23 protein-coding genes, 11 tRNA genes and 1 rRNA gene are annotated in these 25115 nt (G+C 36.7%); 2 read left to right on the plus strand and 33 right to left on the minus strand.

What is annotated here, in order from left to right:
• Window positions 1–75: 75 nt before the first annotated feature.
• The 13 genes from AC5LWL_RS21715 to AC5LWL_RS21775 all read right to left on the minus strand — a co-directional run bounded on the left by AC5LWL_RS21715 (window position 76) and on the right by AC5LWL_RS21775 (window position 3881).
• Window positions 76–1626 (minus strand): 16S ribosomal RNA (locus AC5LWL_RS21715).
• Between the two features lie 124 nt (window positions 1627–1750).
• Window positions 1751–1824, minus strand: a tRNA-Gly gene (locus AC5LWL_RS21720).
• A gap of 34 nt (window positions 1825–1858) precedes the next feature.
• A tRNA-Pro gene (locus tag AC5LWL_RS21725) sits at window positions 1859–1935 on the minus strand.
• 5 nt (window positions 1936–1940) lie between these two features.
• Window positions 1941–2017, minus strand: a tRNA-Arg gene (locus tag AC5LWL_RS21730).
• A 67-nt stretch (window positions 2018–2084) separates the two neighbouring features.
• Window positions 2085–2168: transfer RNA gene (locus AC5LWL_RS21735), tRNA-Leu, on the minus strand.
• 55 nt (window positions 2169–2223) lie between these two features.
• Window positions 2224–2308 (minus strand) — tRNA-Leu (locus AC5LWL_RS21740).
• Window positions 2309–2330: 22 nt separating this feature from the next.
• Window positions 2331–2406, minus strand: a tRNA-Lys gene (locus tag AC5LWL_RS21745).
• A 1-nt stretch (window position 2407) separates the two neighbouring features.
• Window positions 2408–2482 (minus strand) — tRNA-Gln (locus AC5LWL_RS21750).
• 4 nt (window positions 2483–2486) lie between these two features.
• A tRNA-Asp gene (locus tag AC5LWL_RS21755) sits at window positions 2487–2562 on the minus strand.
• Between the two features lie 32 nt (window positions 2563–2594).
• Window positions 2595–2666: transfer RNA gene (locus tag AC5LWL_RS21760), tRNA-Glu, on the minus strand.
• Window positions 2667–2691: 25 nt separating this feature from the next.
• Window positions 2692–2782: transfer RNA gene (locus AC5LWL_RS21765), tRNA-Ser, on the minus strand.
• Between the two features lie 6 nt (window positions 2783–2788).
• Window positions 2789–2863 (minus strand) — tRNA-Asn (locus AC5LWL_RS21770).
• 547 nt (window positions 2864–3410) lie between these two features.
• Window positions 3411–3881 carry a SprT family protein gene (locus AC5LWL_RS21775; protein WP_493436241.1) on the minus strand — a complete coding sequence of 157 codons (471 nt, stop codon included), beginning with the start codon at window positions 3879–3881 and terminating at the stop codon, window positions 3411–3413.
• A gap of 164 nt (window positions 3882–4045) precedes the next feature.
• Between AC5LWL_RS21775 and cmpA the strand changes: the two genes are divergently transcribed.
• Entirely contained in the window at window positions 4046–4159 is a 114-nt protein-coding gene (gene cmpA / locus AC5LWL_RS21780; RefSeq protein WP_493436242.1) for a cortex morphogenetic protein CmpA, read from the plus strand.
• Between the two features lie 84 nt (window positions 4160–4243).
• Here cmpA and AC5LWL_RS21785 read toward each other — a convergent pair whose 3' ends face one another.
• The 17 genes from AC5LWL_RS21785 to acpS all read right to left on the minus strand — a co-directional run bounded on the left by AC5LWL_RS21785 (window position 4244) and on the right by acpS (window position 21036).
• Window positions 4244–6427: a Tex family protein gene (locus AC5LWL_RS21785; RefSeq protein ID WP_493436684.1), complete on the minus strand. Its 2184-nt coding sequence runs from the start codon at window positions 6425–6427 to the stop codon at window positions 4244–4246.
• 179 nt (window positions 6428–6606) lie between these two features.
• A complete protein-coding gene (locus AC5LWL_RS21790) occupies window positions 6607–7203 on the minus strand; it encodes a PP2C family serine/threonine-protein phosphatase (protein ID WP_493436243.1) in 597 nt (198 codons plus the stop codon).
• Window positions 7200–7997: an RNA polymerase sigma factor SigB gene (gene sigB / locus AC5LWL_RS21795; protein ID WP_493436244.1), complete on the minus strand. Its 798-nt coding sequence runs from the start codon at window positions 7995–7997 to the stop codon at window positions 7200–7202. Before sigB ends, AC5LWL_RS21790 begins: the two co-directional genes overlap by 4 nt.
• Complete coding sequence (gene rsbW / locus AC5LWL_RS21800) at window positions 7975–8448, minus strand: anti-sigma B factor RsbW (protein WP_493436245.1); 474 nt, start codon at window positions 8446–8448, stop codon at window positions 7975–7977. Before rsbW ends, sigB begins: the two co-directional genes overlap by 23 nt.
• Entirely contained in the window at window positions 8445–8777 is a 333-nt protein-coding gene (locus AC5LWL_RS21805) for an anti-sigma factor antagonist (protein WP_493436246.1), read from the minus strand. The genes rsbW and AC5LWL_RS21805 overlap by 4 nt, the downstream gene beginning before the upstream one ends.
• 57 nt (window positions 8778–8834) lie before the next feature.
• Complete coding sequence (locus AC5LWL_RS21810; protein WP_493436247.1) at window positions 8835–9845, minus strand: PP2C family protein-serine/threonine phosphatase; 1011 nt, start codon at window positions 9843–9845, stop codon at window positions 8835–8837.
• Window positions 9846–9856: 11 nt separating this feature from the next.
• A complete protein-coding gene (locus AC5LWL_RS21815) occupies window positions 9857–10258 on the minus strand; it encodes an anti-sigma regulatory factor (RefSeq protein WP_493436248.1) in 402 nt (133 codons plus the stop codon).
• Between the two features lie 3 nt (window positions 10259–10261).
• A complete protein-coding gene (locus tag AC5LWL_RS21820; protein ID WP_445490560.1) occupies window positions 10262–10618 on the minus strand; it encodes an STAS domain-containing protein in 357 nt (118 codons plus the stop codon).
• Between the two features lie 5 nt (window positions 10619–10623).
• Window positions 10624–11448 carry an STAS domain-containing protein gene (locus AC5LWL_RS21825; protein WP_493436249.1) on the minus strand — a complete coding sequence of 275 codons (825 nt, stop codon included), beginning with the start codon at window positions 11446–11448 and terminating at the stop codon, window positions 10624–10626.
• A 378-nt stretch (window positions 11449–11826) separates the two neighbouring features.
• Window positions 11827–12177: a type II toxin-antitoxin system endoribonuclease NdoA gene (gene ndoA, locus AC5LWL_RS21830; protein ID WP_019156408.1), complete on the minus strand. Its 351-nt coding sequence runs from the start codon at window positions 12175–12177 to the stop codon at window positions 11827–11829.
• 4 nt (window positions 12178–12181) lie between these two features.
• Complete coding sequence (locus AC5LWL_RS21835) at window positions 12182–12463, minus strand: CopG family ribbon-helix-helix protein (protein ID WP_493436250.1); 282 nt, start codon at window positions 12461–12463, stop codon at window positions 12182–12184.
• A 264-nt stretch (window positions 12464–12727) separates the two neighbouring features.
• Window positions 12728–13888, minus strand: a complete 1161-nt coding sequence (gene alr / locus AC5LWL_RS21840) for an alanine racemase (RefSeq protein ID WP_493436251.1) — start codon at window positions 13886–13888, stop codon at window positions 12728–12730.
• Between the two features lie 512 nt (window positions 13889–14400).
• Window positions 14401–15321, minus strand: coding sequence for a Ppx/GppA phosphatase family protein (locus tag AC5LWL_RS21845; protein WP_493436252.1), 921 nt, complete (start codon window positions 15319–15321; stop codon window positions 14401–14403).
• Window positions 15322–15346: 25 nt separating this feature from the next.
• Entirely contained in the window at window positions 15347–17512 is a 2166-nt protein-coding gene (locus AC5LWL_RS21850) for an RNA degradosome polyphosphate kinase (RefSeq protein WP_493436253.1), read from the minus strand.
• 4 nt (window positions 17513–17516) lie between these two features.
• Window positions 17517–19034 (minus strand): Ppx/GppA phosphatase family protein, encoded by a 1518-nt coding sequence (locus AC5LWL_RS21855; protein WP_493436254.1) that lies wholly within the window; start codon window positions 19032–19034, stop codon window positions 17517–17519.
• Window positions 19035–19336: 302 nt separating this feature from the next.
• Window positions 19337–20347, minus strand: coding sequence for a LolA family protein (locus AC5LWL_RS21860; protein WP_493436255.1), 1011 nt, complete (start codon window positions 20345–20347; stop codon window positions 19337–19339).
• Between the two features lie 338 nt (window positions 20348–20685).
• Window positions 20686–21036 (minus strand): holo-ACP synthase, encoded by a 351-nt coding sequence (gene acpS, locus AC5LWL_RS21865; RefSeq protein WP_493436256.1) that lies wholly within the window; start codon window positions 21034–21036, stop codon window positions 20686–20688.
• Between the two features lie 179 nt (window positions 21037–21215).
• On the opposite strand from acpS, the gene AC5LWL_RS21870 reads away from it, so the two are divergent.
• Window positions 21216–21938 (plus strand): rhomboid family intramembrane serine protease, encoded by a 723-nt coding sequence (locus AC5LWL_RS21870; protein WP_493436257.1) that lies wholly within the window; start codon window positions 21216–21218, stop codon window positions 21936–21938.
• A 165-nt stretch (window positions 21939–22103) separates the two neighbouring features.
• Here the strand turns inward: AC5LWL_RS21870 and AC5LWL_RS21875 are convergent, their stop codons facing one another.
• The 3 genes from AC5LWL_RS21875 to uvsE all read right to left on the minus strand — a co-directional run bounded on the left by AC5LWL_RS21875 (window position 22104) and on the right by uvsE (window position 25107).
• Complete coding sequence (locus AC5LWL_RS21875) at window positions 22104–23540, minus strand: PH domain-containing protein (RefSeq protein ID WP_493436258.1); 1437 nt, start codon at window positions 23538–23540, stop codon at window positions 22104–22106.
• Window positions 23533–24012: a PH domain-containing protein gene (locus tag AC5LWL_RS21880; RefSeq protein ID WP_493436259.1), complete on the minus strand. Its 480-nt coding sequence runs from the start codon at window positions 24010–24012 to the stop codon at window positions 23533–23535. Before AC5LWL_RS21880 ends, AC5LWL_RS21875 begins: the two co-directional genes overlap by 8 nt.
• 129 nt (window positions 24013–24141) lie before the next feature.
• A complete protein-coding gene (gene uvsE, locus AC5LWL_RS21885) occupies window positions 24142–25107 on the minus strand; it encodes a UV DNA damage repair endonuclease UvsE (RefSeq protein WP_493436260.1) in 966 nt (321 codons plus the stop codon).
• Window positions 25108–25115: the final 8 nt, after the last annotated feature.

Genomic DNA, 25115 nt, shown 5'->3' on the forward strand with positions numbered 1-25115 from the left:
AGGAATTGCTCCCTCAAAACTGAACAACAAACTCGTCAACAATCTGTGATGGAATGTAAATTCCATTTTCCTTAGAAAGGAGGTGATCCAGCCGCACCTTCCGATACGGCTACCTTGTTACGACTTCACCCCAATCATCTATCCCACCTTAGGCGGCTGGCTCACATAAAGTGTTACCCCACCGACTTCGGGTGTTACAAACTCTCGTGGTGTGACGGGCGGTGTGTACAAGGCCCGGGAACGTATTCACCGCGGCATGCTGATCCGCGATTACTAGCGATTCCAGCTTCATGTAGGCGAGTTGCAGCCTACAATCCGAACTGAGAATGGTTTTATGGGATTGGCTTGACCTCGCGGTTTTGCTGCCCTTTGTACCATCCATTGTAGCACGTGTGTAGCCCAGGTCATAAGGGGCATGATGATTTGACGTCATCCCCACCTTCCTCCGGTTTGTCACCGGCAGTCACCTTAGAGTGCCCAACCAAATGCTGGCAACTAAGATCAAGGGTTGCGCTCGTTGCGGGACTTAACCCAACATCTCACGACACGAGCTGACGACAACCATGCACCACCTGTCACTCTGTCCCCCGAAGGGGAACGTCCTATCTCTAGGAGTGTCAGAGGATGTCAAGACCTGGTAAGGTTCTTCGCGTTGCTTCGAATTAAACCACATGCTCCACCGCTTGTGCGGGCCCCCGTCAATTCCTTTGAGTTTCAGCCTTGCGGCCGTACTCCCCAGGCGGAGTGCTTAATGCGTTTGCTGCAGCACTAAAGGGCGGAAACCCTCTAACACTTAGCACTCATCGTTTACGGCGTGGACTACCAGGGTATCTAATCCTGTTTGCTCCCCACGCTTTCGCGCCTCAGCGTCAGTTACAGACCAAAGAGTCGCCTTCGCCACTGGTGTTCCTCCACATCTCTACGCATTTCACCGCTACACGTGGAATTCCACTCTTCTCTTCTGCACTCAAGTCCCCCAGTTTCCAATGACCCTCCACGGTTGAGCCGTGGGCTTTCACATCAGACTTAAAGGACCGCCTGCGCGCGCTTTACGCCCAATAATTCCGGACAACGCTTGCCACCTACGTATTACCGCGGCTGCTGGCACGTAGTTAGCCGTGGCTTTCTGGTTAGGTACCGTCAAGGTACGAGCAGTTACTCTCGTACTTGTTCTTCCCTAACAACAGAGTTTTACGATCCGAAAACCTTCATCACTCACGCGGCGTTGCTCCGTCAGACTTTCGTCCATTGCGGAAGATTCCCTACTGCTGCCTCCCGTAGGAGTCTGGGCCGTGTCTCAGTCCCAGTGTGGCCGATCACCCTCTCAGGTCGGCTACGCATCGTTGCCTTGGTGAGCCGTTACCTCACCAACTAGCTAATGCGCCGCGGGCCCATCTGTAAGTGACAGCGTAAACCGTCTTTCAGCTTCCCTACATGAGTAGAAAAGGATTATCCGGTATTAGCTCCGGTTTCCCGAAGTTATCCCAGTCTTACAGGCAGGTTGCCCACGTGTTACTCACCCGTCCGCCGCTAACTTAAAAAGCAAGCTTTTTAAGTCCGCTCGACTTGCATGTATTAGGCACGCCGCCAGCGTTCGTCCTGAGCCAGGATCAAACTCTCCATATAAGAGTAAGATTAGCTCATTGCTAAACTCTAGCTTTTTGTTACTTGTTGTGTTTATAACTTAGTTATAAACGTTTATTGTTGACGTTTTGTTTGTTCAGTTTTCAAAGAGCAATTAGGTTTTTATTGGAGCGGGTGATGGGAATCGAACCCACGACATCAGCTTGGAAGGCTGAGGTTTTACCATTAAACTACACCCGCATTATGTATTTTATATTCTTTCATTTGACAAGAGTGGTCGGGAAGACAGGATTCGAACCTGCGACCCCTTGGTCCCAAACCAAGTGCTCTACCAAGCTGAGCTACTTCCCGTAATATGGCGCGCCCGAAAGGAGTCGAACCCATAACCTTCTGATCCGTAGTCAGACGCTCTATCCAATTGAGCTACGGGCGCATATTTTCTCGAAAGCGACTTTTTAATAATACAACATTCTTTTTCTTTTGTCAACACTTTTTTTCGATGCGGCCGAGAGGACTTGAACCTCCACGGGGTTAACCCCCACTAGGCCCTCAACCTAGCGCGTCTGCCATTCCGCCACGACCGCACTACAAGAGGTAAACTGCATTGTATCATTAAATAATGATTTCATTTGTTGTATTTGGTGCGGGTGAAGGGAGTCGAACCCCCACGCCTTGCGGCGCTAGATCCTAAGTCTAGTGCGTCTGCCAATTCCGCCACACCCGCATGTTGCAATAATAAAAATAAATGGTGAGCCATGAAGGATTCGAACCTTCGACCCTCTGATTAAAAGTCAGATGCTCTACCAACTGAGCTAATGGCTCTTGGCTGGGCTAGCTGGATTCGAACCAACGAGTGACGGAGTCAAAGTCCGTTGCCTTACCGCTTGGCTATAGCCCAATAATGGCGGTCCCGACGGGAATCGAACCCGCGATCTCCTGCGTGACAGGCAGGCATGTTAACCGCTACACCACGGGACCACAATAATTAAAAAGTATAAAATTACAAAAGATGACCCGTACGGGATTCGAACCCGTGTTACCGCCGTGAAAGGGCGGTGTCTTAACCGCTTGACCAACGGGCCATAATAATCAAAAACAAAAAACTTCTGGCGGAGAAGGAGGGATTTGAACCCTCGCGCCGCTCACACGACCTACACCCTTAGCAGGGGCGCCTCTTCAGCCTCTTGAGTACTTCCCCAATATATGGCTCCGCAGGTAGGACTCGAACCTACGACCGTTCGGTTAACAGCCGAATGCTCTACCACTGAGCTACTGCGGAACAATAATAATTACTTCCTCGACTTGCTATTCTTTGAATGTCCTCATCTCAGAAAGTTAATTCAAGATGAGACTCGATGAGTACAACTCGCAGCAAATCATTGAAGAATTTGCTCGTTGCTCTACCACTGAGCTACTGCGGAACAATAAAACTTGTCCTTACAATTCAACAGAATCTACAAAGCAATTTCTCTAGTGCTTTTGTCGACTCTTCATATTATAAGAACATAACAATAGAAAGTCAAGCAACTTTTTTAAAAAAATTATCCCAAACCTAAAAAATCTCTTTTTAGACTTCCCTACATAAAAGAATAAGTTTATAAGCAGTAGCACCATTACTATAATACATAGCAGCTAAAAAAGAATAATCACAACCTCCTCCCTAACACCGAAAGCTCACTCAACCAATTTCTTTTCACAAAACACCCTAACTGCTTATCAAATACATACCATTAGTCAAACTTACTTATTTACCTCCCTAAAAAGGACTTTTCCCATCCATAGTTATGTAGACATCCTCCGTAATCATATAATGAAAATACAAAACATTAATACGATATAATGTCTTTCATCTTTAATTTACCTCTGCATTTGCCACAAACATACTTTTGCAGATTCATTTTTTTACGCCTTTGATACAACTGATGGCAAGATTGACATTGATAAATAATCATTTTCTTCTTTTTATTCGCTGTATGCTCAACAGGTAAACTAGAACAAAATCTTGGAGCATCCACTTTTTTTAAAAGAATTTTAAAATCAGCATCTCGATGCTGATATCCCATTTTTTTAATATGAAGGTGATAATGACAAAGTTCATGTTTAATAATACCAATTAATTCTTCTGCTCCAAATATCTCATAATACTTTTTATTTATCTCTATATTATGGCTGTTCAGCAAGTATCTTCCGCCAGTTGTGCGAAGTCTTCCATTAAACAATGCTTTATGTAAAAATGCTTCTCCAAAATACTTAATCGAAATGTCTTCAACTAAAGATTGCAGCTCCTTATCTGTCATAATCCTCCTCCTCAACAAGACAAACCATTCCAGCATACTATACTATATATTTTTTTAAACAACTTTAATGTACACTAGTTACCCTATTCCTGCACATAACATTCCCTAATAAAAATCATTGAAATAAAAAATTCACTCCATTTCATAACGAAAGGAGGATACCAATGCCTAACTGGTTACAAAATCAAATGAAAAAAGCTTTTTATAAAAAAGATAGATATCAAATAAAAATCTTGAATCAATGTTGGTATTATTATAGAAAAAAGCACAATTCCTAATTTCCTCAATTAGTAAATAAAAATGCCTTTTAAGGCCATCATCCTTTTTTAGGATAATCTCAACTTAAAAGGCATCTTTCTATTTTAGTTTTGATCGCTAGGCTGCAGCATAGTTAAAGCAACTCTTCCTTTATTCTGATCTACTCCATCCACCCAGACAGTTACAACATCTCCTACACTTACAATATCTAATGGATGTTTTACAAATTTATTACTTAACTTAGATATATGAACCAAACCATCTTGTTTTACACCAATATCAACAAATGCACCAAAGTCAACAACATTGCGAACGGTCCCTTGTAATTCCATTCCTGTTTTTAAATCTTCCAATTTAAGAACATCCTTTCTTAATAATGGAGCAGGAACTTCATCACGGGGATCTCGGAAAGGACGGGCTAAAGCATCCACAATATCTTTTAAAGTCAATTCACCTATTCCTAATTCAGCTGAAATGCTCAATAAGTCTAAATTTGCTAATTCCGCTTTTAGAGCCGCTGTACCAATATCTTTTGATGACAATCCCATCTTTTTCAACAGACTTTTCACTTCATCATAATGTTCTGGATGGATGCCTGTTCGGTCTAAAGGCTCCTCTCCATCTATTATCCGCAGAAAGCCAATGGCCTGTTCATAAGTTTTAGCACCTAATCTAGGGATTTTTTTTAATTGTTTTCGATTATTAAATTTACCTTCCTCTTCTCTCTTTTTCACAATATTATTGGCAACCGCTTTCGATAGTCCAGCAACATATTGCAATAGTGAGGAAGATGCCGTGTTCACATTGACACCAACTTTATTTACCGTTGTTTCTACAACAAAGGTTAAGGATTCTGATAGTTTTTTCTGCGATACATCATGTTGATATTGTCCCACACCAACAGACTTTGGATCGATTTTCACTAATTCAGCAAGTGGATCTTGAAGTCTTCGAGCAATCGATACGGCACTTCTTTCTTCTACTTGAAAATCAGGGAACTCCTCTCTAGCGATATCAGACGCAGAGTAAACACTCGCACCAGCTTCATTTACAATTAAATAAAACACTTCTCTATTTTGCTGTTTCAGCATGTCCACAACAAATTGTTCCGTTTCCCGAGATGCAGTGCCGTTTCCAACTGCAACCATTTCAATAGCATATTTCTTTAATAAATTTTGAAACTTAGCAGCAGCTTCTTTCGTTTTGGAGGCTGGTGGATGTGGATAAATAACCCCGATTTCTAAAACCTTGCCTGTTTCATCTACTACCGCTAATTTACACCCGGTCCGGTAAGCTGGATCTACTCCTAATACCATTTTTCCTTTTAAAGGTGGCTGAAGCAACAGATTTCTCAAGTTCTCCGAAAAAATATGAATGGCCTGTTCTTCTGCTTTTTCTGTTAATTCACTTCTTATTTCTCGCTCAATAGAAGGCTGAATTAATCGTTTATATCCATCCTCAATCGCTTCTTTTATCCATTCGTTTGAAGTGGACCCTTCTTTAAGCAGCCACTTTTTCTCTAAAAAATTTATAATAGAATCAGAAGGAGTTTTAATGCCTACTTTTAATACATCTTCTTTTTCCCCTCTATTTAACGCTAATGTTCGATGTGGTACAATTTTGTTTATTGGCTCTTCATATTCGTAATACATTTCGTAAATATTTTTTTCATCTTTTTCTGAATCCTTTGCTGCCGTTGAAATTACTCCTGAGGTAAAGGTTTTAGTACGAATCCACTTTCTGCTTTCTGCATCATCAGAAACCCTCTCCGCTATGATATCCTTTCCTCCATTCATTACATCTTCAATTGATAACACTTCTTTTTGTTCTGATATGTATTTATTCGCTTCTTCTTCTACAGAATCACTGCTTATATTAGTCATTAACCAATCTGCAAAGGGCTCTAACCCTTTTTCCTTTGCTACCGTTGCCTTCGTTCTTCTCTTTTGTTTATATGGTCGATAAAGGTCTTCAACTTCTTGTAGCTTAATCGCTTTTATTATACTTTTATGCAGTTCTTCTGTAAGCTTCCCTTGTTCCTCAATAATTCGAATTACTTCTTCCTTACGCTGATCGAGGTTTTGGATATAATGATAACGATCCATAATCGCCTTTATTTGCACTTCATCTAAGGCACCAGTTTGCTCTTTCCGATAACGAGCAATAAAAGGCACTGTATTCCCTTCATCTAACAATGAAATAACATTTTTGACTTGTTTTTGGGTGATCGATTGCTCTTTTGCAATTATAGATAAATAATCTTGTTTTTTATCCATTAATTTCTCCATAAAATCCTTCACTCATCCTTCCTAAAAACTCAAATAATGTACTAATAATACATTACACCTTATTTTTATTTTCTCCAATTATTAACTGCAGCAGAATAACTAAAACAGTTATTGAGGTATTCTATTGCTATTGTACCAAACTCTTCTGCATTATAAGCACAAAAAGAAAAAGCTTACTATTAGAGCAAGCTTCCAAGAATAAAGGTAGAATCATCATCCGTATTTTTATATTTGTCCATAATCGTATCTGCAATTGTTCGAAGGGGAATATATCCTTTAAGCATCTCTTTTACCCCTTGTATATTAAAGCCATCGGAAAAAACAAGGAATTTAGAATTAGCCTCATAGGAAAAACTTTGCGTATGATAATTTTGAGGTCTGCCGGATAAATAACCTGTTACAGGCAACGGATAGGTTAACTTTCCAGAAGGAGAATATAAAAAGAAGCGAATATTACCAACACAGCTATACATGATATTTCTTGTCTTGTAATCCGCTTTAAATACACAAACAGCTGCACCTCTTTTTTTTACCATTACCCTGTTGCATTGTTCCATCAACGCATCTACTGATTCATTATGAAACTCTGCAACTATGTCTGTAACAGCCTCCGAAGCTTCATTTGCAAATTCCCCACTGCCTAATCCATCTGCCAAAACACAGATAAAGTATTGATCAGTTGATGTATAAAAATAACTGTCTCCGCATAACAATTTCCCTTTTTTGATTGTTTGATGTGCAAGTACATGAATATGACTATCTTTTAAAGCAGTCATAGAATAAACTCCGAGTTATTTGTTTCTGCATGAATGGCTTCTTGTAGTTTTTTTATGGCTCTACGTTGAAGTCGGGAAACATGCATTTGAGATATGCCCAGTTTATCCCCAGCATCTTTTTGACTCAAATTATCCAAATAGGTGAATTGAATGATGCTTTTCTCCCGTTCTGATAACACGTGAAGAACTTTTTCTAAAACAAGCTTTTGGTTCACTCGTTCAAATCCTTGATCAACATCTCCTACTATATCAAGAAGGGTTACTGTACCACCTTCAGAATCTGCTTCTATAGAATGATCCACAGATAAAGCTTGATAGCTTTTCCCCATCTCCATCGCTTCCAAGATTTCTTCATCGGATACTTCTAAATATTCCGCTATCTCTTCTACCTTTGGTGATCGTTGTAAATCTGTTGTTAATTGTTCTACTGTTTTTTTAATTTTTGGTCCCAATTCTTTAATTCTTCTTGGAACATGTACACTCCATGTTTTATCCCGCAAGAAGCGCTTTATCTCTCCTATAATGGTTGGAACCGCAAATGCTTCAAAACTCTTTCCAAAACTTTCATCATAACGGCGTATTGCTCCTAAGAGGCCGATAATGCCTACTTGACTGATATCTTCATGAAACATTCTACCTTTTGAATATTTCCTTGCAAGTGTTTCCACTAAATAACGATAGTTCTTAACAAGAGCATCTTGAGCATCTGCATCTTGATTTAATTGATATGCCTTAATCAATTCATTAACTTGCTCTTTTGTTAGTTGGTGCTTAGGTTGAGATTGTCTCTGCATCCCTCTCCACCTGCTCTCCCTCAAGGTATTTCGTCATAAAAACAGTCACACCACCATTATGATGAATTCTAACTTCATCCATAAGTGTTTCAATTAAATAAAGACCTAATCCTCCTTCACGAAGAAATTCAATAGAATCATTATGTTCATACGGACCTAAGTCTTTTGTTGCAGATTGGAAATCAAAGCTTTTTCCATTATCCGCAACTACCACTTCTAGACGATCATTAAAAAGTCGAAATCCTATTAAAACTTCGCCTGCCTCTTTATTTTTGTATGCATGTTGAACAGCATTCGTACAAGCTTCACTAGTAGCTATTTTCAAATCTTCAATTTCATCATAAGTAAAACCCATTCTGCTTGCAATACCGGATAAAGTTAATCGGATAATACCTACATATTCAGGTTTAGAGGGGATTTTCATTTCAATATATTCAAACTCACGCGTCATTGAATTCCACCTTCTATCTTACTTGTAATATCGATAATATCTGCCAAACCTGTAATTTCAAATAGTCTCTTTAAACGATCGGATAAGTTCACCAACTTAAATTCTCCATCATTTGCACGAACATTTTTAAATATGCCTACAAATACACCTAAGCCTGTACTATCCATATAATTAACATCTGCTAAATCCACAACCATTTTAATTCCTTTCTTCTCTGAGAAAGCATAAATTCTCTCTCGAAGCTTAGGAGCTGTATACGCATCTATTTCACCGGATATCTTTACTTCAACATCTAACTCTTTTTCTTTCACATCTATTATCATGTTCATACACGACCCACCTTTAACATTATTACGTCTTTGTTAAATACCCAATAAACGAATACGTTAAACCTCTCTTTTAAAAATAATTAATGTAAAATCATCTCTTAACTGAAAATCTTGGATTTTCTCTAATTCCTTATATACATTCTCGACAACATCCTGCGCTTTTAAATGCATATGTTTTTTTATGTAACCGATTAAATTTTCCTTTTCAATAAATCCCTCTTCTGTTCTGCATTCCGTTACACCATCAGACATTAAAACAATCATATCACCTGGATTTATTTCTTTTTTCACTTGTTCATATTTTGTTTTTTTGTCTACCCCAAGCAAAAGACCCTTCGCTTCAAGATCACTAAATCCTCCTGTATTTGCATCATAAAATAAACCAGGCTCATGTCCTGCTGAAGCATAATGGAATATATGTGACCGAATATCATATCTGCCATAAAACATTGTGATAAACATGCTTGGATCAACATTCTGTTCCACAACCCGATTTAAGTTCTCCAGCACATTACTAGGAAGCTTCCTATTTTCCGGAAGGCTATCCATCGCATATTTTATCATCGACATACAAAGCGCAGCAGGAATGCCCTTTCCGATTACATCAGCAATTGCAATACTAATCGAATGCCCTTCGTCTTCTACAAAATGGTAATAATCTCCATTCATCATTTTAGCTGGTACACTAATAGCACCTATATCCAATTCGGCTAAAGAGGGAATTTCAGTGCTTAAAAGTGTCTGTTGGACATTTGCCGCAATCTCCATCTCACTTCTGATTTCTTGCTGTACATGACGAAGACTTTGATGTTCACGATAGGCAAAACCATATCCGATCATTACCTCCAGCAAAATATCAAACGATTTTATCACATGTTCTGGTAAATCAGGGTATAAATCAATCATTAAATATTTGTGCAAGCTAATAATATCTTCTGGTGATATTTTATGTTCAATCGATTTCCTACTAAACTTCTGCCCTTGATAAAGGGCCTGTTCAGATTCATCTTTTATATAACTCACTAGAAGATCTCGATACTTAGAATCCATCATTTCTCGGAACTCCATTTATCTCCCTCCTATCTAAGCCACTTTACAGCTTTAATATCTGTACCTTGTCCCACAGACGTTTCGATATCAAATTCATCCATCAGTCGTTTTACACCAGGCAACCCGGCCCCTAATCCGCCAGATGTTGAAAATCCATCTTGCATAACTTGCCTAATATCTTTAATTCCTGGTCCATTATCAACAGCACTTAACCGCAGTCCTATTTTTCCGTTCTCTGCCAGCTTTTCAATACATATCTGTCCTTGCCCTGCATACAAATAAATATTTCTCGCTAATTCACTAATGGCAGTAGTAATGCGAGCCTGATCCACAGTACCGAATCCTAGCTCTTTAGCAACGTTTCTTCCTAGTTGACGTGCTGCTACGATGTCCCATTCATTCACTATTTTTACACAGGATTGGTCCCCCATAGGTCAGTCCCCCAATTCCTGTTGTAATTTCTCCAAACCTTTTTCTAAATCCAAGGCTGTTAATACATCATTTAAGCTTATGCCAAGTTCTACTAAAGTAATGGCAACAGCAGGCTGAATTCCTGTAAGCACAACTTTCGCTCCCATTAGTTTTGACATACCAATTACGTCACCTAATACTTTTGCAATAAAGGAGTCTATAAAGTCGATAGACGTTAAATCGATAACAACACCATTAGCACTTGTTTCGTGGATTTTATTTAATAAATCTTCCTGAAATTGCAAAGCTGTTTGATCATCCAGTTCCCACTGGATAGATATAAGTAAACAATCATGAAGTTTTAATATTGGTATTCTCACTTTATTCACCCCAATTCAACCAATTTTCTATTCGTATATTCTAAAGCACTTTCCATGCCTTTTTTTAAAGTATTCTTTGTTTCAAACTGTTCTAAGTTAATCCCTAAATTAACAATTGTCTGTGCAATCTCTGGCCGAATACCGACAATCATACTTTTTGTACCTACTAGCCTTACAGCATTTGTTGCCTGAATAATATGATGTGCCACCATTGTATCAACTACTGGAACACCAGTAATATCAATGAGTACTACTTCTGAGCGATGTTTTACCACACCATCCAATAAATTTTCCATAATTTGCTTCGCCCTTTGTGTATCAATGGTTCCCACTAACGGCATGATTGTAATGCCATCAAATACTGGAATAAGGGGCGCAGATAATTCCTGAAGCGCAATTTTTTGCATAGATACTGTTCTTTCCCAAATATTCGAATATGTACGAATCACTTTACTACATAGCGGGTTAAGCCAATTATGAAAATCACGAACATATTCAAGTGAATCCTTTTCGGCAAACGCCTCTTGTTTCTCCATTGCTTGAAATATTATTTCTTCAAAAGTCTGTAATCCTTTTACCAAAAAGGATAGAGGCCAATTTAAACTGACTGCCTTCTCAATAAACAGAAGCAGTTTATCATTAAACTTTCCATCTAAATCCAGTGAATGCATCGTGAAGAGATTAACATATTCTTGACCAGTTACGGAAAACAATTTATCCGAACATAATTGTTCAGTCGTTTCATCCTTGTCTTCCTTCATTAGGTTAAGCCAATTAGAAAGGACCTCCTCTTGATTAGACTGTATATAATCTGCAAATTCCTTTTTCACGGCCTTTCCTCCATTTTATCATAATAAAAGATAGTTTCTATTTTAAAGCACATTTATATATATAAATTGATAATTTGATTGAATATATATCTATATAATGGCGGTGATTATTATTCGACTATTTTATATACCCTTTTTTTAACCTTTTAAACCCCTTTTTTAAAAAAAGAAAAATATTTAATGAAAGACACTTTGCTAGCTTAACTAATGCAGGAAAGAAAAGAAAGAGGTTACTTTTCCTAATGAATGGTTATCTATTTCCTAACCTTCCACTATTGTCTTAAATACAAAAAAAGTGAGCAAAATCATTTTCTGCTCACTTTTTTGAGAAAATATAAGAAAAAAACGCCCTTATCCATAAGAGCGCACCATTTTTTTTTAGAATTCTATGAGACCTAGACTTATCTGTAAGGCTTCATCCACTTTTTCCATCATCTCATCATCAAGATGAGTGATTTTGTCCGTTAACCTCTGTTTATCTATCGTGCGAATTTGTTCTAAAAGAATTACTGAATCTCTTTCGAAACCATATCGCTTTGCGTCAATTTCCACATGAGTCGGCAATTTCGCCTTTTGTATTTGAGCCGTAATTGCTGCAATAATGACTGTGGGACTGAACCGATTCCCGATGTCGTTTTGAATGACAAGTACAGGACGGACACCGCCTTGCTCTGAGCCAACAACTGGGGATAGGTCTGCAAAATAAACGTCACCACGTTTAACAATCAAAGGATTACCCTCCGCTTACAAGACGTTCTACTGTATTCTCTGCCTCATATTCTGCGAGAAAGCTTTCTGATGCAATGGATAAATTTAATTTAGCCATTTCCATATAACCTCGTCTCATGGATTCCCGGATATGTCTCTTTTTCCGTTCACGAAGATACATTTTAGTTGCTTGGTAAATGAATTCACTACGATTAACATTTTCTTGCTTTACGAAGCCATCCAATTCAGTTAACAAATGTTTTGGTAATCTAATCAAGATCTCTGTTGTTGCGCCTGATTCTGACACAAACATACACCTCCACCATCACTACACACCATAATTAGCTCTACTTTTCCAATCATACCATTAATAACACAATCTGCAAAGTACATTCAGCAATTCAAATGTATTATCCACCAAAAAATGTATCTTTTATGCATAAATACGTAAAGATTTCTTAAATATACTCTATTTCTGCAAAAATACTTTCTTTTTTACGCTTTTATCCTTAATGATTCATCAAATTCTAAACTCTAACATCACAAGTTTATTCCATATTTTTTTAGAACTTTATTGCACTAATGGATTAATAATGTCTATTATTTTCCCATCGTTTTTATATACACGCGGCACTCTATTAGAAATGCTACATGTAATTTCATAATTAATCGTCTGTAATTTCGCAGCAATTTCATTTACAGATATAACATCATTCCCTTGTTGTCCAATCAATGTAACCTTTGTACCCACTTCCATGCAGCAGGGCAATTTAATCATACACTGATCCATACAAACTCTCCCTATTATGGGCACTCTTTTCCCGTTCACCAGCACTTCTTGACCACTAAGTTTTCTTAACCATCCATCAGCATATCCGATCGGCAGTGTCCCTATCCACTCTTCCTCTGAAGCCTCATACGTTGCTCCATAACTCACTTTGTCCCCTTTTTGCAGTTTTTTTACTTGTACAATTTGAGTATGTAGGGAAAAAGCTTCTTTTAAAAGGTAAGGTAATTTTTTCTCTATATCTAAAGAAGGAGTTAAACCATACATGGATATTCCCATTCTTACTGCATTAAATTGCATTTCAGGATATAAGAGACTTGCTGCACTATTACTGCAATGAACAATAGAAGGCTTATTGGAAAAGCAAGAAAGCATCTTTTGAAAACGTTCAAGCTGTTCTTGTACATAGATAGAATCTGTTTCATCTGCTGTCGCAAAATGTGTAAAAATTCCTTCCGCTTTTATATTTTTATGGGAAGCTAACAAACATTCTACTTCATATATCTCTTCTTTTTTCCTTAATCCAATTCGTCCCATACCAGTATCAAGCTTAATATGTATTTTCAAAGTATCGTTGGAATCTAAAACCTCTGCTGTCTTCTTTAGCCAGTCTGCTTCCAACATAGTAACCGTTATTTCGTATTCAACTGCAATAGGAGTATCTATCGGTCGAACAGCGCCTAAAACTAGTATCGGTGCAGTTATTCCATTTTTCCTTAACTGGATTGCTTCATCTAAAAACGCAACCGCCAAATAGTCTGCACCTGACAGTAATGCAGTTTGAGCAATTTGCAATGCTCCATGTCCATATGCATTCGCTTTTACCACCGCAAATAGTCTTGTATCTGGTCGCAGCCTTTTTTTCAGCCTCATTATGTTTCCCTTAATAAAATCTAAGTCAATTTCCACCCATGTATCCCGATAGAAAGCAGGGTTTATTTCCATTGATAGTGACACATCCTTCTGTTAAAAAAAGATAGTTTTTTTATAAATTATTCTACTGCATCGATAACTTGTCAATCCAATTTGGAAAACTCTTCGATTGAATGATTCTTTTTGCTCTTTTCATATAGATTATTGATATTGACCTGCATTCTGGATACACTTCCCTTACCGAGGACGGCTTGTTGGTTCTTACTGTTACCTCTGGCCTGAAAGTCTCACCATGCTTACTTTCACGCGCTAAAGGCCCAGTTTCTTCAAGTCATTCATCAATTTTAATGTTACTTCCCCCTTTAAATTATATTAGCTGGTATTTGTGTTACCTAGACGGCAGAGCTAAACAGCAATCTAACTTCATGAATCTTCCCATTGAATAAAAGCTGCCTCTACGTTTATGGACGGAGAGGCAGCTTTTATCTATGTTAATTCTTTTCCTATTATATAAATTAATGGGGTTCTGCTGCCCGTTTATAGTGAAGTTAAGTGAAGGTCTTTGCAATCAGCGACAATTAACCCTAGCTTCCTAACTGTTCTAGCAGCACGCCTTCTCGCAAACCTTGTTCGGATACAATTAGCTTAGGACTATCTAGCATTTTTATTATTGTAATTACTGGAAGAAGTCCACCTATAATAATATCAGAACGTTCTTTAGATAATCCTCGTATTTGCTTCCGTTCATTTTTATCTTTTGACAGAATATCAGAAAAAATGCTATACACTTCTTTTTTTGTCATCGTTAGTCCATGTAATGCTAATAAATTATTCTGTTCCCGGAGGCGATTTCGATATACTTTTGCTAGGCAGCGGTTCGATCCTCCTGTCGCATAGATCGGCAGATTGACCCCTTCCATAAACCATTCTACTTCTTTCAGTTTTTCTTCAATATACATAGTCCCACGAAAAAGTGCATCTCCTGATCTATTATCATCTTTAAAGAATGCTTCTGTAAGAGTAACCGCACCAAATGGCAAACTGGTTAAATGCTTTAATTTATTATTTTCAATCACAATTATCTCACAGCTTGCACCACCTGTATCCACAATAATGCCACTTTCTACCTTTAATGATGTCGTTACCGCAAGATAATTATAATACGCTTCTTTTTCCCCACTAATTACTTCCATTTCTAATCCAATGGCTGCTTTTACTCGTTTCAAAAAATCTTGTCCATTTTTTGCATTTCTGATGGCGGCGGTCCCTATTAGTTTCCACTCTATATCAGAGAAGTCTTCTGTCCTTTTTTTAAAATCGATTAGCGCATCTTCCGCTCTTTTCATTGCATTCTCTTGCAAAAAACCATCTTTTTCCATACCTTCTGCAAGACGAACCATACTCTTTTCTTTTATTACTGTATCTGATACCCCATTTTCATCAACCTCCTTTACGAGAAGACGAAATGAATTAGAGCCTGCATCAATAATTGCATAATATTTCACAGTCCTTCCTCCTCATGAAACAAATTTATTTATTTAAATTATGTTCTATATACTGTTCCTCTATATCCATGTCATTACTTCTTTTTTCCTGCCCGTATACGGGGATAAACGTTCTTTTCCATTTATGATCTGCTTTTTTCGTTTCTATTTTTTCTTCAGCCTCCAATGCAAAATGTTCTTGCGCATGCAATAAGACTTTTCCACGGCGATCAATCTTGTGGTATTGACCGTTGCAATCCATTACTCTTGTTTTTACATTGTCTGCAAGCATTATTTCAAATGATTCAATGATAACTTGTTTCGCAGCATCATCTTCTACAGGAAACATAAGTTCGACGCGATGGTCTAAATTTCTTGGCATAAGATCTGCACTTGCTAAGAATACACGTCTATCCTGCTTGGATCCAAACATATATATTCTTGTGTGTTCTAAATATCTACCTACAATGGAATGGACAGTAATATTGTCGCTTATTCCCTCTACACCAGGCTTTAAACAACAGATTCCGCGAACAATTAAGTGAACCTTCACACCCGCTTGAGATGCTTTATAAAATGCTTCAATTATTTTTCGATCCGACAGGGAATTCATCTTTGCATAAATAGATGCTGGTAATCCAGATTTCGCTTGTTCTATTTCGATATTAATTTGTTCCATTAATTCAGAACGAAGCCAAAGCGGCGCCATCACCAGTTTATTAAAATAAGGAGGCTCAGAATATCCAGACAACATATTAAATACGTTGGAAGCATCTACTCCAATTTGTGTATCACTTGTCAAAAGGCTCATATCTGTATAAAAGCGTGCTGTGCTGTCATTATAATTTCCCGTTCCTAAATGCATATACCGTTTTATCGACGATTCTTCTTTACGAACAATTAGTGTCAATTTGCAATGCGTCTTTAGACCAACTAGACCATAAATAACATGACACCCTGCTTTTTCTAACCGTTGTGCCCAGTTAATATTGTTTTCTTCATCAAATCTAGCTTTTAATTCAACAAGAACGGTTACTTCTTTACCGTTTTCCGCCGCTCTTTCTAAACTCTTAATTATAGGGGATTTTCCAGACACGCGATAAAGCGTCATTTTTATCGCTAACACTTGTTCATCCTCAGAAGCTTGACGAATTAGTTCTACTACTGGTTCAAAAGAATCGTACGGGTGATGCAGTAATACATCTTTTTTTGTGATTGTCTCAAAGATATTATTATTAATTAATTCTTCATTTATATAACTTCTTTTCGGCTCAAATAATAATTCATCAGAATCACTAAGTATATTTGACCATGACGACAAAAAGGTTAAATCAATCGGCCCATTTACTTCGTGCAATCTTTTCTCTACAACATGGATAGACTCTTTTAACTTCGTCTTCATTTTTTCACTTGTATCCACTTCTATATCCAGACGAAGCACTGCTCCTCGATCACGCTCACGCAGTTTTTTTTCTATTTCTTCCACTAAATCGATAATTTCATCTTGTTCCACTTCAAAATCCATATCACGAATAATACTAAAACATGTAGTCTCTAGTACTTTATATCCAATAAATAATTTATCTAAATTATTTCGGACAATTTCTTCTAATAAAATAAATTGTTTAGCACCTTCACTTGGAATCTGAATTACTCGTTCTATCACATCCGGCACTTGTACAGTTACAAATCTTATGTTGTCTTCTGTCTTTTCTTTTTTCTGAATATATGCAGCAATATTTAAACTACGATTGGATATTAACGGAAAGGGTCGTGAAGAATCTACTGCCATTGGTGTTAAAACCGGATAAATAAATTTATTAAAATATTTTTTAATAAATTTAGCTTGTTCATCAGACAACTGATTCATTTTAACGAAATCAATATTCTCATTTTTTAATAAGGGGACTAGCATTCTATTATAGGTAGTATATTGTTGTTCAATCATTCGTACAGTCAGCTCTTCTATCTTCTTTAGTTGCTCTTTTGGCTTTAAACCAGCAATATCTCGCTTTCCGTATGGAATCTTAGAGTGTTTTTCCAATGTTGCCACACGCACCATAAAAAATTCATCTAAATTACTTGCTGTTATAGCGAGAAATCTACAACGTTCTAATAGAGGATTTTCCTTGTCTCGCGCTTCTTCTAATACCCTTTGATTAAATGAAAGCCAGCTGACTTCACGGTTTATAAAATGTTTGCACTCATTCATACTGCTACCCCCTAAAATTGAGTTTTTTTCCATAAACTTTTTCAAAATATTCAGCTTTATCTATAAACGTCCATCTTTCTAAAGACAAATCATATTTTGAATTAGGTGTAATGACTATTTCTTCTTCTTTTACCGACACGCGAATCGAAGTAATCTTTTGCTGTTTGCTGTCATTTAATGCATCTGCAACTCTTAATATTGCTGCGAGCTTCGCTATACGTAGACGTACATCCGTCTGAATTGTGTCAAAATGCATACCATCTTCCGTTGGCGTCAACCAACTGTGATATCTTGCTAAATTAGCGACGATCAATTGTTCCTCCTCTGAAATACCAATTAATTCCGTTGATTTTATTAAATAATAAGAATGTAAGTAGTGGGAATTTACGGTTACAAAAGATCCGATATTACGAAGAATCACTCCAAGCTGCAGGAGCAGGCGATCTCTTTTCTTTAATCCATGCAATGATTTTAAACGGTCAAATAAATGCAAAGCGAATTTTTCAACACTGACTCTATCTTTTTCTGTACATTGATAATGAGCAGCCATTTGCTTTGCTGCTTCCAAGATATCTGCATATAAAAATGCATCTGAACGTTTTTTCTTGTTTCTCATGTATTCATGGACAATTAATCCATCCACTAAATCCACAGTGGAAAGAAAAATCTTTTTTGCTCCTGTCCATTCCAATAATTTTTTGACTAACATAGCTGATGGCAGGAGTTGTGATACAGCGTCTAAAGACACCATATATTTTTTAGTAAGTTCCTGTTCCGGATGCGATAAAATTGTATTATAAATACCATCAAAATGCTCTCTTGTAATCCATTCTCTATTTTTTTTTGTAAAAGCCCGTTTAAATGCCAATAAATCTGTTCCTATTAAAATAAAATGTTCAATCTTTACTTTCGGAGTAGCAAACTGTTGATAAGCATCAATTTTACTTAAGATAAAATCCTCCATTAACTCTGTGAACTGACTAACTTTTCTTTCTAAATCCTTTAAAAGCTCGCGTACACGAAGAGGACCAAGCTTTATATTTCTTGAAAACTGAAAATTCCCTTCATTATAAACAGTCAGCTGAATACTGCCTGAACCAATATCTATCAGCATCGTTCCGTCATGAATGAACTGTTGAAAATTATCAGTACCGTACGCAACTGCCTGATTATGCAAATATCGTTCTTCTGCATTCGATAGCCATTCTAGCTCTAAACCAGTTTTTCTATAGATTTGTTCTTTTATATAATAAGCATTAGTTGCTTCCTGAACTGAGCTTGTCGCCACTGCACGCCATTGTGTGACCCCATATTCTTTCATGGCTTGTACAAATCCGGCCAACGCATTACACGTATTTAAAACAGTTGTATGTTCAATCTCTTTATATGTATAAATATCACTGCCAATGGATACATCTGCCTTTCTCGTTTCAATAGCTTTTTCTAATCTTGTATCATATATTTTAAGTGTCACAGACTGTGAACCAACGCTTATGGCAGCGAATAATCTTTCCTTTATCATTTCTTTATTCCCCCCATTCCTTTGTAGTATAAGATATTCTTTTTGCCAATTGTTTTTCTTGTAACTATATTAACGTAAATTTTATAATAATTTACATTTACTTTAAAAAATTTACATTTAATTAAAACACTTCTTAAAGAACCTTATATCCAATCGCTTCATGCCCTTTAGAATTGATAAAAAGCAATATATTTTTTTAGGCGGACTAAAGTGCTTGCAGTGGTCAGAAACCCAAATTGAGTATCTGCATATATATATTCAAAAAAAACAGCTCCACATAGAAGCTGCCTTTGATGTTTATATTATTTAATTGCTTCTCCCTGCACCGAACGAGCAATTACAACCATTTCATCCTCTGTTAAATCTGTTGAAGCAATAATATAATCTACTCCCCCAAATGTCCAAGAAACTTTATTAGCTGTCACAGCACCTATTGTAAACCCAAGATCAACAGGGTTGCCAGTTACCACAATTGGTCCAGCAGTTGCTGGAGCAATTTCTGCTTTCTCTTGAATAATCGTATAGGATTTTTCTCCATCATACGTCAATACAACACGACTGCCATTTTCTGTTGTTACCTTTTTCTCTTCCACCAGCTTAACATTTTCTAACTGATCTTCTGGATATTTAACAGAAAAGGTTTTATCCTCTACTTCTCCCATAACCGGAACAACTAGTTTCGCAGCCGTCATGCTTTTTTTCAGATCAAAATCTTTTTTATCAAAATTGACATCAAACTTCACATTAGAAAATTTAACTGTAACAAGGGCATTTCCTTCTGTATCTTTAACCTTTACACTAATCGGCGCAAGATCTTTTTTATTAAGCGTTATTTCTTGAGTAGGTAGCATTTTATTATTTTGATAGCGTGTTTTTGTATCAAAAATATAATATTTATCTGTTGTCTTAAACTTTACCTCTTTATCTTCCTGTATATCTTTCACTAATGACTCATATAAGTATGCCTGGCTACTATTCTCTGGCCATTCACTCTGAAATTTAAAACTTTTGTTTAATGCAGGTGTTAACACATAAACCCCTTCATCATTTTTTAGAATCATTTGACTCTGGTCTTTTTTGGCATTTTTAAGATTAACCCGATAATAATTTGGATCCTTATGCCAAATTTGCACTTCATATGTTTGTGGTTCTGTTCCCATTTTCAAGGTCATTTTTGCATCTGCCTTATAACCTTTTGTTGAAACTTTTTCATTTAACTCCTTCATAACATCATCTTTTGACTTCGCTCCACAGGCAGTTAACAAAAGCATGACCGATAGCCCTACGAATAGCAACCATAACTTCTTGTTCATTTTTTCAACTCCCTTATTCTCTATTCACGCGGAAAAATAAGAAGAGTGGCAGCCCTTAGTCAGCCCTGAAAAAATGTTCATTTGCCCCTCATACGTGCTATTTATTTATGAGAGGCAAATGATTGTTTTTTTACAACTATGGGCTTGTCGGCAAACCACGTACTGTGGTGACGCCGGCATTAGTGTCATGCACCTCAGAATTAAAGCTAGACACTCGCAAAAGTTCAAAAGCTTATACACAAAATACCGGCATCAAAGCAACCACTCTTATTTCTCCTATTTCTCTATGAATATATGAGACAACCTAAGGGATTATAACCAAGCTTAGTCTTTTCTCTTCATTTTTCGATGATCACTTGAGCAAAAGCATATTCTTTACTATGGGTAATAGATAAGTGAACACCTTGCGTTAACGGTTTTATAAAAATAGGTTTGCCATAACAATCTTTATCCACTTCTATATCTTGGAAACTAAGTTCTTTCCCGATGCCTGTTCCCATCGCTTTGCTAAATGCTTCTTTTGCAGCAAACCGTCCTGCTAAATACTCAATTTGTCTAGCCTTCTTGTAGTTTTTAAATGTTTTTTGTTCTTGTTCGGTTAAGATACGTTTAACAAATCGTGGTGTTCTATCCATTATTTCTTTTATTCTGCTTAACTCAATAATATCAATTCCAATACCTTTAATCATATGGCACATCCTTCTATTTTTATACAACCGTGCATAAATTATTATCAGAGTGTAGACAAACTTATTTTCTACAGATCAAGAACCAGGGCGTCTTTAGTCGAAAGACGATTAAAATTAATTGTATCTTTTCCTCTATAATGGCTATTATGTAGGAAGGAGATAATAAGGAGGTTTTACACTTGTTTACTAGAAGAGAAAGTTTCAAAGAATACATTACATACTATCCAATTGTTTCAGCCATTTTATTTATCCATCTTGTCCTATATATTTTAACTAGTCTTCCCCTATTTCCAAACCAATATATTCTAGAAAAGACGATTGGGGTTAATTTATATATTGTAGAAGGAGAATGGTGGAGGCTAATCACCCCCATTTTTATACATGGAGGGTTTTCTCACTTTTTATTTAACAGCTTTAGTATTTTTTTATTTGGACCAGCCTTAGAAAGAATTCTCGGGAAAGTTTCCTTTTTGTTTATCTATCTCTCTACCGGAATTATCGCAAATATTGTCACCCTTTTTATTGAACCATTAACTTATACTCATCTCGGTTCAAGCGGTGCTATTTTCGGTTTATTTGGCTACTATATTTCATTAATCGTTTTTCGAAAAGATATCCTATCAAAAAATAATTCTCAAACCATTGCGACTATTGCTGTTCTTAGTTTAATCATGACGTTTCTTCAGCCAAACATTAATATTACTGCACATATCACTGGTTTTCTCAGCGGCTTGTTAATCGGCAGCTTCTCCCAATCTAAAGGGAGAAACATATTAAATGCTTACAAGGAAGAGCTGTCTCAAATAAAAACCTTTGCAGCAACACGCAAAAAACCGCCAACTAAAAATATAATAGTTTGGATTATTCTTATTATCTTAGCTCTATTAGGACTATTTAAGTAAAATAACAATATAAGCATTTTTATAAGAAAAGTGTGGGACGCCTTGTTCAGCCTTGAAGAAAAATTTTATACTTTCTTACCTTAAAATAAAAATAGCTGTCTGAAAAGTATCGGTTTAACTTTCACCATTATTTTTAAGTGAAAATACCGCTTTCCAGACAGCCCTTTATTTAGAATAAGAATACCAGCTATACACTTTTTTTACATCTTCTATCTTTAAGTCAGAAACTGAACCGCCAGACCCGCCAATTCCTGAAGCTACTATTGCATGCAGGGAAGCTAGATTTGCTTTTTTCTGCCAGAAGCCTACCTTATAATCAACAGTTTGAATACGGTTTTTTTTCATAATTAAAGTCGTTTTTGCTAGATGACGGAAAGAAAGCGTTAACTGCTTCTCCGCCAAATGCCATCCAGCTGCTCGATAGTTAAAATATCCCCATGCAGGCAATATGACCATTAAACAAGCAGAAATCCAGCCCCATGTATGAAAAAAGTATAAAGAAGCTGCCATTACAGGTAGTGCGACCCAACTATTTCGGAAAATATATCTCCATACAGCGACCTTCGGCGGAGAATGCAAATCAGCCGCTACCTGGTAATCAGGCAACACCGCTTCTACTATTTTTTTTATTTTATCCTTTTTAATGATTGGCAGAACCACTACACTTGATGCTTCGTTATCTGTTAGAGAGCCTCCCGCACTTTCCAAATGTACGGTTGCAAGATGCAATGGCTGCCTCATCATATTTTCAGTTATTCTAACAGCTTGAATACGTTGAATCGGAATGGTTATTTGCCTCTTCTCTAGCAATCCTCTTGTTATTACAAGATCATTTCCCAGTTTTGCAACAGTAAAATTTGCATACTTTAGCATCGTCATCAATAAAGAGACAATCCATAGTATAAAAAAGATAACAAAAACCAAAACGGCGACAATCGCAACACTATTTGCTACAAAGTGCTGAAACTCCTGAAATATTTTTTTGTACGGAATGATATCATCAAATTGGGAAACAGCTGCTATTATAGCTGAGAAAACAACTCCAACTCCACCAGATGTTGTGGCTAATAATAGCAGTTCTTTATTACTAATTTTATATAATTCTTGTCTTATTTCCTCTTCTTGAACGTCTTCCAAAACCCCGCTGTTATTCAGCCTGTTTTTATGTTTATTAATATACTCTCGCAGCTGTTCTGCATGCTCCTTCGAGATTGCAGTCAAGACCGCTTCCGCTTCACTTACTCCACCAGCAGTTTCTATCTTCACTTTCACCAACCCGAACGGTCTATGTAAAATCCCCTCCGTAAAATCAATACTCTGAATTCTTTCAAACGGAATATACCGTTTCTTTTTAACAAAAATACCATGTTCAATTCTCAGTTCTCTTGAATGGAGATGATAGGTAAAGAAAAACCAGGAAAAAATGCCTCCGACAATTGTTAATACAATAAAACAAACGATTCCGATCTTATAATAAAAACCCAAATTTGAGGCACTGCCGCCTAGCACAATAACAGCAAGGAAAGGAAAAATAATATCCTTTAGTTGTTTCAAAATATTAAATATAATCGTGATGGGATGAAGTTTTTTTGGTTCAAACATCCTCTTCCGCCACCCTTGCTTTTTTGGATATATAATTTCGTATCTCCTCCGCTACTTCCATTCCCAGTATTGGAATTTCGTGAACAGTAGCAGCAGTAGAGATAGATACAGCAGCAAGTTCATATTTGCGAAGCAGCGGTCCTTGCTTTGTATCCACATGCTGTACACGAACCATCGGAACCAAGGTTCTCTTCATTACAAGTACACCATGTTGTATTTCAATTTCATCTTCTCTTATTTCATACCTCCATCTTTTCCATCTTAAAGTTGGCAATAATCCTACAAAAAAATAAAGACAAATAAGAAAAAAAGCCACACTTAAAATAGAAAACAGGATTGGCCAATCTAACAGGATGGTTACTGTAATAACAGCTGCACATAAAATCAATGGAAAAACAGATGTGAACAATCCTGTTAATCTCCATACTTTCATCCCTTTTTTTGATAGGCGATTTTCAGGTTGTTTTAACATAAATAGATTCCCCTTCTCTCTCTTTTCGTTTCTCTCCCCAATAACCGAACTTTTCTCCATTTCCTTAATTACGTAAATATCTCTAAATAGTTTCAACTATTAAAGGACTTTTTTACTCTTTCACCCTATTTAAGTAATAATAAAGGTGGATCCATTTAAGAATTTTATATCTTTGTGATTTTTTAGATTATCTACTAATTGAAATAAAGCATCGTCTTTTTGTTTCGCTTCAATCATACAATCCAACATTGGAATCGTTTTATTTACTTTTTTTAAAAAGCTTAAAAATTGATCTACATTAATATAGTCAGCATGGGCCCGATCCTGTTCACCATCACGCGGACTGGAAATATGCATCTTTATAGGAAGCGGAGAATATTTCCATGTATTAATTACTCTTCCCCAATGATTATACCAGTCATCCCCTTCGTTATGGACCATATGATGGTGCAAATCAAAAACACACGGAATATTTAATTTTTCACAAAGATACAAAGTATCGTTAAAAGTGAAATTTTTATCATCGTTCTCTAATATAATCATCTTTTGCAGCCTAATGGGAACTAATCCCCAATTTAAAATAAACTGTTCTAATGCCTGCTCTTTATCATTGTAAACTCCTCCTACATGCAGAACACATCGATGCTCTGTGTTTAGCTTCATTCCTTTTAATAATTTTCCGTGCATTTGCATTGTTTTTAAAGAATTTTTTAAGATTTCTGGCTCCGTATTATTCAAAACAACAAAATGGTCTGGGTGAAAATCTACTCGCATATCATATTTTTTTACCATCTTGCCTAATTCATAAAGTTTAGATTTTAAAACACGTATATAATCCCAAAAATATAAATCTGGATGATTTGCTAACGGTATTATTCTAGAACTAAACCGAAAGAAAAAAATTTCGTTCGCGATATTATGCTTTAGCAGTCTTGTGCAGTTTTCTAAATTACTTAATGCTATTCTTTCCAATTTCTTTATGGCAGCTTCCTTATCTTTAATGTTGGTAAATTGCCTATATGTCATTGTTTGAGAAGGTGAAGCATTTTGCAAGTGTACACTCATTGCTACATATCCTAGTCTAAAAATAGTCAAATGCTGTT

The organism is Niallia sp. WK069_GA_01, from assembly GCF_983173855.1.

Coding starts and splice junctions, on each gene's coding strand:
- AC5LWL_RS21850 (WP_493436253.1), bottom strand. CDS start 17,512: ATGAATGAGTGCAAACATTTTATAAACCGTGAAGTCAGCTGGCTTTCA.
- AC5LWL_RS21785 (WP_493436684.1), bottom strand. CDS start 6,427: ATGGAGAAATTAATGGATAAAAAACAAGATTATTTATCTATAATTGCA.
- rsbW (WP_493436245.1), bottom strand. CDS start 8,448: ATGACGCGTGAGTTTGAATATATTGAAATGAAAATCCCCTCTAAACCT.
- AC5LWL_RS21790 (WP_493436243.1), bottom strand. CDS start 7,203: ATGACTGCTTTAAAAGATAGTCATATTCATGTACTTGCACATCAAACA.
- AC5LWL_RS21880 (WP_493436259.1), bottom strand. CDS start 24,012: ATGTTAAAACAACCTGAAAATCGCCTATCAAAAAAAGGGATGAAAGTA.
- acpS (WP_493436256.1), bottom strand. CDS start 21,036: ATGATTAAAGGTATTGGAATTGATATTATTGAGTTAAGCAGAATAAAA.
- sigB (WP_493436244.1), bottom strand. CDS start 7,997: ATGCAGAGACAATCTCAACCTAAGCACCAACTAACAAAAGAGCAAGTT.
- cmpA (WP_493436242.1), top strand. CDS start 4,046: ATGCCTAACTGGTTACAAAATCAAATGAAAAAAGCTTTTTATAAAAAA.
- AC5LWL_RS21875 (WP_493436258.1), bottom strand. CDS start 23,540: ATGTTTGAACCAAAAAAACTTCATCCCATCACGATTATATTTAATATT.
- AC5LWL_RS21855 (WP_493436254.1), bottom strand. CDS start 19,034: ATGATAAAGGAAAGATTATTCGCTGCCATAAGCGTTGGTTCACAGTCT.
- alr (WP_493436251.1), bottom strand. CDS start 13,888: ATGGAAATAAACCCTGCTTTCTATCGGGATACATGGGTGGAAATTGAC.
- AC5LWL_RS21810 (WP_493436247.1), bottom strand. CDS start 9,845: ATGGAGTTCCGAGAAATGATGGATTCTAAGTATCGAGATCTTCTAGTG.
- AC5LWL_RS21860 (WP_493436255.1), bottom strand. CDS start 20,347: ATGAACAAGAAGTTATGGTTGCTATTCGTAGGGCTATCGGTCATGCTT.
- AC5LWL_RS21805 (WP_493436246.1), bottom strand. CDS start 8,777: ATGAACATGATAATAGATGTGAAAGAAAAAGAGTTAGATGTTGAAGTA.
- AC5LWL_RS21815 (WP_493436248.1), bottom strand. CDS start 10,258: ATGGGGGACCAATCCTGTGTAAAAATAGTGAATGAATGGGACATCGTA.
- AC5LWL_RS21775 (WP_493436241.1), bottom strand. CDS start 3,881: ATGACAGATAAGGAGCTGCAATCTTTAGTTGAAGACATTTCGATTAAG.